Below are 12,029 nucleotides of genomic sequence, written 5' to 3'. Positions count from 1 at the left end.
TTTCCACTCGGACACCGCAGACCACACCTTTGATCAAAGTCCGTGAAGGGTTCAGGTGGGGAGCTTCCGCAAAGAAGGTCTCAAAGTCTGTCTTTTTTTCCAGTTGCGCTTCTAACTCTTCCTGACTATACCCTGTTAACCAACGAATGATTTCATCGACTTCTGCTTTCGTACGCCCTTTTTTCTCCGCCTTCGTAACATAATGGGGATAGACCCTTGAGAAACTCATTGTATAGATCTTATGTTTAGTCATGATATATCCTCCCTTAATTATTTAAATGGTAACATTTTTTATTCCAAAAGACTATGGATTTTAGCTTTGACTATCCAGAAAATATGAAGCGATAAACAGTCTACCATTCATTGGAACAGTTTTTGCATGGGTATAAATGTTATGTCAATGATGGTACATTTTAAAGTGCTTATTCTCAAGGCTTTTCGCAATTCTAGTAATGATTGCTCCATTTTTTATACGTTATTATCATATTTCCAAATGACCTAATTAGAAAAATAATCGGTTTTACTACATGATTACGCCTTCGATTAATTGAGAAATAAAAATAACGAAGCCTATTTGTATCAGTGCTAAAATTGGGAAACCAATAGCAAATGCTTTATGTTTTGTTTTGTGACGGATCAATTTCATACCTATTGTCATTCCGGTTGCACCACCTAATAAGGCAATCATCCAGAGATTACGCTCAGAAATACGGTGCCTATGTTTTATAGCTCTTTTCTTATCGGTAAACATAAGAAGAAGTCCCCACAGATTAATAATGAAAATATATAAGAAAATATAATTAATAGGGATCTAATCCGCCTCCAATCTTCTATTTATAAGCTAAAAACAACATAATCAATCATCGTGTGTTTTGCAATTAAATACTACACAAGGGAAAAGTAATTCTCAATATCGTTCTTTGACTCTCTTTGAGCTTTAAGTTCGGTATATTACCAGGTTTTTCTTCTGCTCCCGACACTATTGAAATAAATCATGATTCCTACATAATAAACAAAAGTTATAATAAAGAAATATTTGATTTCTAATAACGCACATAAACTAAAAAGTGCTAGAATGACTAGTATAAGTGGAATATGTGCGGCCTTTTCAATTTTTATTAACGTTATAATACCAGTGATTATGGATATAACTCATATAAATATTGCCAAGATTAGTGTCGGTTCCCATTGCACTTGAATTGAACTGACAGTAAAAAATAACTCGTCATACTGGCGATACATATCCACAATAAACTAATGATAAAACGTTTCATTATATCCCCTGCCTTTAATGGACCTATGATTCCCTATGATTTTTATACGTCTACCTAGTTAAAAGGTTTCATATATATGACTAAACTTTCAGGCATGTAGCATATAATAAAAGCTGTCACTATTATGACAGCTTATTTATATATATAATCCATTTGAATTGTTTATAAAATAAATTTATCTACTTCTTGGACGAGTTCTACAATCTGTGGTTTACTAACTTGTGAACTTGCACCAACTTGTTTTCCTTTATGATATAAATCCCCAGTAATTAATGATGAGAAAACGATGACAGGGATGTCGCTTAAACGTGAGTCACTTTTAATCCGTTTTGTGAGATGGTGACCATCCATTTGTGGCATTTCAATATCTGTAATCACTAATTGAACTTTGTCAACTGGATTAACATTGTCGTCTTCTGCTAATGATTCTAAGTATTCCCAAGCATCTTTTCCATTTTCAAAAAATCGCACTTGTTCATAGCCGGCTTTTGCTAATGTATCTTTTAATAATTCTCTTAGAACAGCAGAATCTTCCGCAGCAACAATACGTTTTTGTGATCGTTCACGCGGACCTAATTCTTTCAATGTGTCAATATTAATTCCAGCTTCTGGTGTAATATCGATAATAATTTTTTCAAAATCTAACAGAATTGGCATCGTTTCCTCTAATTTAATGATTCCAATGGCATAAGCTTGTTGCCCAGTTGATAGTTCACTTGGTTTTTCAATTTGTTCCCATGAAATTCGATGAATTCGTGAAACATGATGGACTCGGAAAGCGATTTTAACTTGATTTAATTCAGTAATAATGAACTTATCCTTTGTTGGATCAGCTGATGCTGGAACATTTAAGACATCTGCTAAATTAATCACTGGTAATACTTCTTCACGTAATCGTATCACCCCTTCTACATTTTCTGGAGAATTGGGAATGTGCGTAATCGGTAATGGATTAATGATTTCACGGACTTTAAGCACATTGATGCCATAAACTCCTTCTCCTACTTCAAACATAATGATTTCCAACTCATTTGTTCCACTTTCTAGCAATATATTTGATTTATTAGTCATATCTAACGCTCCTAATTATACGAAGTTATTCTTATCTATATATGATATCGGCATAAAAGGACGAATCTATTAGGGAAATGCACATATTTTATTCATTTAATCGATTTTCAATTAGTTTTAAAACATATTGTTCAAGGCTCAGACGCTGCTCTTGTGCCAGTTGTTTTAATTTATTTTTCCTTTCTCCTGATATGTGGACTGTTAATATTTCCAAATCATTATCAATTAGTAATCCATTATGTCTTTGTTCGATTGATCCGTCTTTCATATGTTTTTCTAATAATTTTATTTCATAAGCATGTGTGTCTTCATGAATGTCTTCAAGTAAGCATGGTTTGATTTCAAGTTTGATAAGACCATCATAATGTGACAGTTTGATATTTCGATAACTTAGCTTATGATATAAAAGTTCAATGACATTGAACACCGGTGAGGCAATATGTATAGGCTTTTTAAAATAAAATGTGACATAGCCACGCTTTGTCATATAAGGTCTCTCTTTAATCTCTTTAGCAGTAAATCCCCGTCCATAAAGCTCTTCTAACGGAAAGATTTCACCTTGTTCTGTCCAAACTTTACCTTCATCACCATTAAGCTCCATAATACGACCGATATTTCCTTGATTTTTATGGATCACTTTTTGATAAAGATATAGATTCGTTTCTTTACTATAAAAGTTTTTCTTGTCACGTTTTCTTTGCATTGGATGTTTTTCCTTAAAGGCCGCTAATGCTTCTTCCGTAATAAAATATAACTCTCTACCCTTATAAGGCTTTTTCTCGGCAATTAATTCTCCGCGTTTAATATAAGACGTCACCGTCGTTGGATGAACTTGTAATTGTTTTGCTACTTCACCTGTTGTAAATCCAGGTTTTGTTAACGCAGCCTTTAATGCTTCGACATCTTCCTTTTTAAACAAATGTGTTTCATCAATTTGCCATGAATCTTCATAAACAGGAATGAGTCTTTTTTCTCTAATATATTTATAAATCGTTTGAACCGATAAATTGAGATATTCAGCTACTTCTTTTGTTGTTAATAATGAATGTTCCATATATATCAATCACCTTCCAGTATATCTACAGTTTATCTTAGTTTTATTATAACATGAACGCTATTTCTTCTCCATGTATATACATAGAGATATACTTATTATTATATTTCCTATGTACACAATAATATAGGTGACAAAGAGACCATTTTTCACCTATTATGATATAATACATATATAGGATCTATAATTATACCTATAATGATAAATACAAATATCTTTACATTGGAAGATTTAGTTAAACATATTACATCTACATTATGAAATTAAATTTATTAAATAATAGGAGGATTATTTAGTGAGAGAATCTTCATTAATGGATATATCCCAATTACATAAAATGCATCACTTAAAAACGATCATGTCAAAAAATGACATATCCCATATGGCTAAGTTAATGCTTGATAAATCAATGTATTCGCATATGCTAGATATCATTGATGCTACTGATAATTACAATGACTTTAATGATTTGGAAATGATTTATTTATTTGTCCATGAAGAAAAGGACCAGGATGAGAGAAAAAATCGAACAGATGATACAAAACGGGAATATTTGCGAGAGTTGCTATGGATCTATCATATATTAATTAATCATGGGAATGAAATCGCTTTTGAACCAAGAACATTGGATATTCATACAGTATTTAAACAACTTCAGCGTCAACATATCCGTAAATTTCAAGATTGGTTAAAAACAGTTCCATTAGGAAAAGGCGGAAAACAATATTCAATCGCAACCATCTCACGTAAGACGGTTATATTTAAAGATTTTTTACAATTCCTTTATGATTGTGATTATATCAATCAGCCACTTCATCAATCATTTAAAAGTGCGCAAGTTCATATGCGTGATCGCCCTAACCGTGATCTTTATACAGATGAAGCGATTCAACTATTAACCTATTATGAGTCACATCCAATCATACATGGATTTTTAGCTGTTCTTTTAACAACAGGGGCACGCATACGAGAGCTCGCACAAGCTCGTTTATGTGATTTAACATATGATTCTGAAGGATATTGGTTAGAAGTCATTGGGAAAGGAAATGAAAGACGAGAGTTATTTATTTTCCCGAATGTGTTTGCAGCGATTAAACGGTTTCGAAAACGGCGGGGTTTAGATACGATTCTCGACAATCATGATCAATCCCCTTTATTTATTACTGCAAGGCATCGAGCCTATTCATATAAATATTTATCAAAATACTTATCAAATGCTTTACAAAAAGCCGATCTTCCCTTTGTACAAGATCAAAAGCGCTCGATTACACCACATAGTTTAAGACATGGCTTTGCAATTATTAGTGCGGATCAAGGTGCAGATATTTATCGGATTATGCAAGCGTTAGGGCATAAAAAAATCGATACGACAATGATTTATTTAGAAAAATATCAACAGAGGAAAAATCATGTCGCACATACATGGAAGCAATCATCATTTATTAAAAACATTTAAAAAACGGCCCTCAATTGGGCCGTTTTATATTATCGACTTTTTACGAGTAGTTGGATTGCTTCGTTAACTGCATCAGACGTTTCTTCGCCTTTATCATACTTTTCTTTTACACAGACTTGTAGATTTTCCGCAACGATTAATGCAATCGCACGATCAATAGCAGAACGTGCCGCGGAAAGCTGGCTAATGACATCTTTACATTCCTTTTCTTCTTCCATCATGCGAAGTACACCGCGGACTTGACCTTCCACTCGTTTTAAACGGTTTTTAACTTGTGGTGTATACTCCATGTTGCCTTCCTCCTTTATACCTCTATAGGTATTATAACCTAAATAATTATACGGGTCTAGTTTGGTATTAAATCATATCGATTAAACGTAGAAAATTGAGCTCTTCAAATCCAGCAGCAACTTTGTTACGATCATACTCCCATTTAGCATTAGATAAATCACATGTAATTGGTACATCACAATGAATTTCAGCTAATTGTCTGGATAAATGTAACATATCAAGATTTGTCTTAATTCGTTTTTGGATTGATGCTGATAAGTTTTCAAGGTTATCTAAGAGATGCTCAATTGTTCCATACTCATTTAATAGTTTGATAGCCGTTTTTTCTCCGATCCCTTTGACACCAGGATAATTATCTGCTGAATCACCCATTAAGCCCTTTGCGTCTATAATTTGATGTGGATGAAGACCTTTCTTCTCATAAAAGTTGTCTTTGTTATAAACATCATAATTGCCTTGTCCTTTTTTCATAATGGCTACATAGACAGAATCATCAACAAGTTGTAAGATATCATGATCTCCTGTTAAAATGAGCACCTCATGAGACGAACGATACTGTTTAGCAAGAGTACCGATACAATCATCTGCTTCATAGTTCTCTAGACCAATATTCGGTATATCAAATAATAAAGTCGCTTCCTTAACAAGATCGAACTGAGGTACCAATTCTTCAGGAGGTGCACCACGGTTTGCTTTATAATCTTGATAGATATCATTACGAAATGTTTTTGCGCCCATGTCCCAACAACATATTACATGAGACGGTTTAAAAGTTTCTACAGCATTTAAAAAATAACGAAAGAATTGATACACACCATTCGTTGGCATACCGTCAGGCGTCTTCATGAAATTCCCACGATAGCTCGTTGCATAATAACCACGAAACAAGAGGGCCATTCCGTCAACAAGCATTAATTGCTGCTTCGTCATCACCTTTCCTCCTCCCGATTGATCTTCTGTAAAATCTTTGTTAATTGTTCGTTTATGTCAATATACAATGGTAAATCATTTGTATCTGTCATAATAGCAAGTTGCTTCTCCACATACAGATCAACTTCTTCATTCATGTTCGCCCTTACAGTATCACATGCTTGTAACCATTGGTTCTCATAAGCCTGAGCCATCATATGGTGAATTTCATTTGTGTAAGCTTTAATCTCTGGTTCAAGTATTTGAAACATAGCTTCTTGCATCTGTTCACGCTCATTATCTACAAAAAATGCTTTCGTTCCTCGATAACGAGATAAAACTTTATGAAAATGGGACATCGGCATGTCACGAAGTGCTTGTTCAAATGCCGGTGTATGATAATCCAATTTTTCCAAGGTTTTAAAGGATAGGTTGTTATCAATTAAATTTATACTGGATTTGAGATTACGATCAAACTCATCAATTAATTCTTGTAATGTTTTTTCAACACGTAAACCAATCGCACGCACTTCTTGTAATAGTTCATAGCCTGCATAGTCTAATAAATTTTTAGTACAGTGCTCTAATTGGCGAATCCCCTCTTTACCAGATTGGGTAACTGTTGTCGGATTAAAATGATCTTTAAACATATCATGAAAACGAATGGCCATTCTTTCCTGTAAATAATAAAGTTGCTTTTCAATTCGATCATGGATTCGCTCTTTAAATGTCGTTGTTTCTACATTGTCAATGACATCTTTAATTTGTTGTTGCGAATTGGCGAGTTGTCTCTCATATGTTTCTTTTTCCGATTCATCAAGCTGTAAGGCATGAATATAATTTGTTATAGTCTTGTTCATCCGGTTCATATCGTATATTAAAGAATCAATCATAAGTGCCGGTAAATCTTCATGAATAAATTGATAGAAATCATGTTCAAAAGCTATTATTTCATCATTAAGTGTATTATTTTCAATTTTCTCATATAATGATTGTTTACTAGAAATAGGATAAATTCTAGGAAAACGAATCCCTAATTGCATTAATTGCTCTTTCACATAATCAAGAACGAGGGTTAATTCATCTTTATCTTTTGCTAAGTCAGAAGCATTGACGATAAAGAACATTTTATCCAATTCAAACGACTCTTTTACACGACCTAATTGCATTAGAAAATCTTTATCTGCACGTGATAAGGCATGGTTATAATATGTGACATATAGAATCGCATCAGCATATTTAATATAATCAAAAGATACATTTGTATGCCGGGCATTAATAGAGTCAGCACCAGGTGTATCGACTAGCGTCATTCCCTGCTTTGTAACCTCACAGTCATAATATAAATCAATTGCTTCGACATATGCAGCTTTTTTCTCATCAACTGCAAAATCCTTAAACTGATCAATCGTAATGTCCGTTGTTTTTCCTATAACGTCTTTAATGTCATCATAACCCTCAATGAGCGCATGGAGATAGGCTTGGTACATTTTATTTAATTCATCTTTTTTATATAATTCCTCCGCTTTTGCCCAATTTAAAAGGTCTTCAAAACGATCTGTTTTTGGAGGAGAAAAACGTTTGACAATTCCCATTAGATCATCAAACAACAATGATTCATCTTTCAAATGAACAATTCCTGTTTCATGAGCATGCTCATTTGTAACAGGAGAAATACGATTAATGACGGCAGTCGTTGGATTAGGAGATGAAGGCATTAAATCTTTTCCGATTAAAGCATTAATCAAGGAAGATTTTCCAGCACTAAAAGCACCAAATAAAGCAATCGTCAACTCGCGATTGGCTAAACTTTTCTTTTTACGACGAATATCAGAAACAATTTGCTCAACACCTGTAACATCATTTACTGTTTCAAGCGTTTGATTAACGAACGGCATGATATCATTAATCGTATGTGTTGGCGTTTTATCATTAACAACATGCTGTTCCATTTCAACGACCTGCTTATCTGATGTCGTAATCGATTCTAACGTTTGAACAACAACTTGATTGTTCTGTTCAATCACTTTTTCAATCAATTCTTTTGTTTGTTCATCATATATTGGTGATTGCAATTGCATTTGTATCTTTTCGATTGCTTGATACATTGAGTCAGAAATAGCCTGTTTTTTTACTGATTGCTTTTCGATTTCAATGAGTTGCTCTTTTTCCTTTTCATATTGCATAAGCTTATGATTCGTTTCCTTTTCATAGAAAGTGAGAATCTTAGATAATAAGTCATTCGTTTTGTTTTTAAATGATTGTTTAATCGTTTGGCTCATATTTTCAGTATAATTTAAAACGTATTGCCCATTGAGTTGTGCACCTGGATTAATGCCATCAATTAAATTCGCTTCTGATAATGTAACAGATACCTGCTGAACAAGAGCTGTTAATTCGTGATTCGTTAATCCGTAATCTTTTAGTAGAGCCAATAGTTTATCACGTAAGATCCATTGTACCTTTGATTCGACTGACTGTTGTAAAGCTGTTAAAAACTTCTCTAATCGTCGCTTTTTCTCAGCTGCAGTCTTTTTCTTAGCCCCAAAGAAACCAATCTTAAAATCTTTTTGTTGTGATTCTAAAAAGGACTTGGCTAAATCTCTTATATCTCGCGGCATCATATAGGCATTTTTTAAAGTTTGATTAACATTGTTTTGGAATTGATGCTTGAAATCTAACATATGCTGATTAATGGTTTTAAGTTTTGTGTCAATCGCTTCAATATGCTTTTGTAAATGATCAGTTGTCGTTTCTTCACCGCCAACTTGCGATATAGCTTCTTCAGCCTGATCATTTAAAAATTGTTTATGATCATTAATTAATTGATGAACTGCTTCATCGAGTCTAGATAATTCATGATGTCCCCGCTTAAATAATGTTGCAATTTTATCTTTAATTTTTTCAAATTGGTTCGTTGGTAAACTTAGATCAAACAAAGAAGAATAAAAAACCTCCTCAGGTGTTAATCCCCAATGTGAAAATGTTTGTTCGACCTGTTTTTTAAAAGTAGAAAATGATAACTCTCTTTCATCATGTTTATCAATCTGGTTAATAATGACATAGTATGGGATCTTCATTTGTTCGACTTCTTGAAGAAACTGTAGATTAACTTCTGATTGAACATGATTATAATCCATCACATAAAAGAGAACATCCACAACATGTAAAGATGATTCAGTCATGATACGGTCAGCATCATCTGCTGCGTCAATTCCTGGTGTATCAACGATGGCACAAGCTGGTGGAATGGCGTCAGTTGATGTACTGATATCAATTCTGTTTATCGTATCTTTATCCATACAAAAGTTTTTGACTGCTTCTATATCATATGGTTCATTATATTGAACAGGTGAGTCATGTTTAAAGTATACACGTACATAACCTTCGCCTGATGTTAGCTTGACGATATTTGCACTTGTTGGTATCGGACTATTTGGCAATATATCTTTACCTAGTAACGCATTTATCATCGATGATTTTCCAGCTGAAAAATGTCCCGAAAAGCTAATGATTAGTTCTTCATCCATTTGTTTCTTATATAAATCGACGAGCTTATTTGCTTGTATATGATCACTATGTTCAATCATCGTTTGATAAAGCGCTAAAAGATGCGTGTGATCGATTTTAGTTTTAGACATCATCGTTAATGTCACGATTTACAATCCTTTCTAACAATATACTAATCCCCATTATACGTAAACTTGGGTTCCTTATCTACTATATTTATGTTTAAGAGCTTCTTTTCTTAAATAAAGGAAAATCCCCATTCAATGAAGAATAGGGGATTATTAGGTTAATCATCTTTTTTCACTGTTCGATACGATCCACCGAAATAAAGTAAAGGATGTCCTTCCCTTCTATCTAAATCAATAACTTCAGCAATAAATATCGTGTGGTCCCCTGCTTTAAATGAATCTGTGATTTTACAACTTATGGTCGCTAAAGCATCTTTTATGACAGGAGCTCCAGCTAAATCAGTATATGGAATATCGCGATCTTCTTCTTTTTGTCGTGAGAAAATCATCGAATAATCTTTTTGGTTTTCACTTAAAACACTAATACCTATCTGTTTCGACTTGACAAACTGATTAAACAAACTGGCGTTCTCACCGATGGAAACGGCAATTAGTTTCGGGTGTAAAGAAACTGACATAAATGCATTAACAGTCATGCCAGAAATTGTACCTGTATCATCTTTAATTGTAACAACTGTTATGCCAGTTGCAAATTTCCCCATGGTATCACGAAATGTACGATCATCCATCTTATTTCCCCCTTAAATCCTTTTAATATACAATGTTAACAATCTCAATGTATCATTAAATGGACAAGTTTTGTATTAACTTGCCTTACTTTGTCGGAAATTCTTGTTTAAAAGATGGATGAAAATAGAAAACCGTCTAGCCTCATAACTAGACGGTTTCACTTATTAAACTGGATAGACACCATGTTTCCGTTCTGTAAAGGTTACGTTCTTCTGATTGTAAACCGCATATCGATTAATTAGTTCTTGTCTAAGTTTATTTGGATCAACAACAGCATCAATGACCATATCGCTAGCCAACCTATATATATCAATATCATTACGATATTCTTCCTGCTTTTGTTTTACGAAGGCAGGGCGCTCTTCTTCAGGTAATTCCGCTATTTTATTAGCATAAACAGCATTAACGGCTGCTTCTGGTCCCATAACCGCAATTTGCGCAGTTGGCAAAGCAAGGCAAGCATCTGGTTCAAAGGCAGGACCTGCCATTGCATAAAGGCCAGCACCATAAGCTTTTCTAACAATGACGGAAATCTTAGGAACAGTCGCTTCACTCATTGTCGCTAACATTTTTGCACCATGTCGAATAATTCCTTGGCGTTCAACATGCGTTCCAATCATAAACCCTGGGACATCAACTAAAAATAGTAACGGAATATTAAACGCGTCACATAATTGGACAAATTTCGCCGACTTATCAGCAGAGTCCGGGAATAAGACGCCTCCCTTTACACGTGGTTGATTGGCGATAATACCTACTGTTTGCCCATTTAATCGCGCGAGTCCTGTAATGAGTTCAGGAGCGAATCGCTTCTTGATTTCTAAGAAACTGTCTTCATCAATTAACTTGTCGATTAAATGATACATATTGAATGGTGCATTCTGGTTAACAGGAATAATATCAGTAATCGATTTTTCGATTTCCTTAATCGCTTTTCCTTCATGTACGGGCGGTTTATGGCGAAAATTAGCAGGAAAATAGGTTAAATATTTCCGTGCATAGTCAATCGCTTCTTCTTCAGTTTTGGCTAGAACATCACCACATCCAGACACTGAGCAGTGCATTCTTGCCCCACCCATTTCTTCTAACGTTACTTTTTCACCGATAACCTTCTCGGCCATACGTGGTGAACCAAGATACATTGATGCGTTACCCTCAACCATGACGACGATATCACAGAAAGCTGGAATATAAGCACCACCAGCTGCGGATGGACCAAATAAAAGACAAACTTGTGGCACACGACCAGACATTTTTATTTGGTTATGAAAAATTCTCCCTGCACCTCTTCGCCCAGGAAACATTTCAATTTGATCTGTAATACGGGCACCGGCTGAATCGACGAGATAAAGCATCGGTATTTCTAATTTCATCGCTGTTTCCTGAATACGGAGAATTTTTTCGACCGTTCTTTTCCCCCATGAACCTGCTTTCACTGTTGAATCATTTGCCATGACACAAACATCTTGACCATTTACCTTTCCAATCCCAGTTACAACACCATCAGAAGGTAATTCATCATCCATACAGTTAGCAAAAAAGGCATCTTCCACATTTACTCCATCATCAAATAAAAGTTCGAGTCTCTTTCTTGCAAAGAGCTTCCCTTTCTCAGCATTTCGTTGATGATACTTTTCTTTACCACCTTTTTCTATCTGTTTAATACGCTCTTGTAATACATCGACGTATGTCATATCATATCATTC

The 12,029-nt window shown here is 34.4% G+C and carries 10 protein-coding genes; 1 reads left to right on the top strand and 9 read right to left on the bottom strand.

The window, feature by feature from the left end:
• From VIG73_RS10485 to VIG73_RS10470, 4 genes are all read right to left on the bottom strand, one after another.
• Nucleotides 1–253 (bottom strand): DUF2200 domain-containing protein (locus VIG73_RS10485; protein ID WP_331641692.1); only part of this gene is annotated, 253 nt, incomplete at its 3' end.
• A gap of 270 nt (nucleotides 254–523) precedes the next feature.
• Nucleotides 524–769, bottom strand: coding sequence for a DUF1294 domain-containing protein (locus VIG73_RS10480; RefSeq protein WP_331641695.1), 246 nt, complete (start codon nucleotides 767–769; stop codon nucleotides 524–526).
• A 667-nt stretch (nucleotides 770–1,436) separates the two neighbouring features.
• Nucleotides 1,437–2,345, bottom strand: coding sequence for a chemotaxis protein (locus VIG73_RS10475; protein ID WP_331641691.1), 909 nt, complete (start codon nucleotides 2,343–2,345; stop codon nucleotides 1,437–1,439).
• An 88-nt stretch (nucleotides 2,346–2,433) separates the two neighbouring features.
• Complete coding sequence (locus tag VIG73_RS10470; RefSeq protein WP_331641690.1) at nucleotides 2,434–3,399, bottom strand: helix-turn-helix domain-containing protein; 966 nt, start codon at nucleotides 3,397–3,399, stop codon at nucleotides 2,434–2,436.
• Nucleotides 3,400–3,694: 295 nt separating this feature from the next.
• On the opposite strand from VIG73_RS10470, the gene VIG73_RS10465 reads away from it, so the two are divergent.
• Nucleotides 3,695–4,855 (top strand): site-specific integrase, encoded by a 1,161-nt coding sequence (locus VIG73_RS10465; protein WP_331641689.1) that lies wholly within the window; start codon nucleotides 3,695–3,697, stop codon nucleotides 4,853–4,855.
• A gap of 29 nt (nucleotides 4,856–4,884) precedes the next feature.
• Here the strand turns inward: VIG73_RS10465 and VIG73_RS10460 are convergent, their stop codons facing one another.
• The 5 genes from VIG73_RS10460 to VIG73_RS10440 form a co-directional block, all read right to left on the bottom strand.
• Nucleotides 4,885–5,145, bottom strand: coding sequence for a metal-sensitive transcriptional regulator (locus VIG73_RS10460; RefSeq protein WP_331641688.1), 261 nt, complete (start codon nucleotides 5,143–5,145; stop codon nucleotides 4,885–4,887).
• 67 nt (nucleotides 5,146–5,212) lie between these two features.
• Entirely contained in the window at nucleotides 5,213–6,076 is an 864-nt protein-coding gene (locus VIG73_RS10455) for a 5'-3' exonuclease (RefSeq protein ID WP_331641687.1), read from the bottom strand.
• The gene (locus tag VIG73_RS10450; RefSeq protein WP_331641686.1) at nucleotides 6,076–9,711 is read right to left on the bottom strand and encodes a dynamin family protein; all 3,636 of its coding nucleotides are present in this window, start codon (nucleotides 9,709–9,711) and stop codon (nucleotides 6,076–6,078) included. Before VIG73_RS10450 ends, VIG73_RS10455 begins: the two co-directional genes overlap by 1 nt.
• Before the next feature lie 140 nt (nucleotides 9,712–9,851).
• Nucleotides 9,852–10,322, bottom strand: a complete 471-nt coding sequence (locus VIG73_RS10445) for a flavin reductase family protein (protein WP_331641685.1) — start codon at nucleotides 10,320–10,322, stop codon at nucleotides 9,852–9,854.
• 165 nt (nucleotides 10,323–10,487) lie between these two features.
• Nucleotides 10,488–12,017, bottom strand: coding sequence for an acyl-CoA carboxylase subunit beta (locus tag VIG73_RS10440; protein ID WP_331641684.1), 1,530 nt, complete (start codon nucleotides 12,015–12,017; stop codon nucleotides 10,488–10,490).
• Nucleotides 12,018–12,029: the final 12 nt, after the last annotated feature.

Source organism: Cerasibacillus sp. (genome assembly GCF_036516575.1).
GTDB lineage: Bacteria > Bacillota > Bacilli > Bacillales > Amphibacillaceae > Cerasibacillus.
This window is presented reverse-complemented; position numbering and strand designations above follow the sequence as displayed.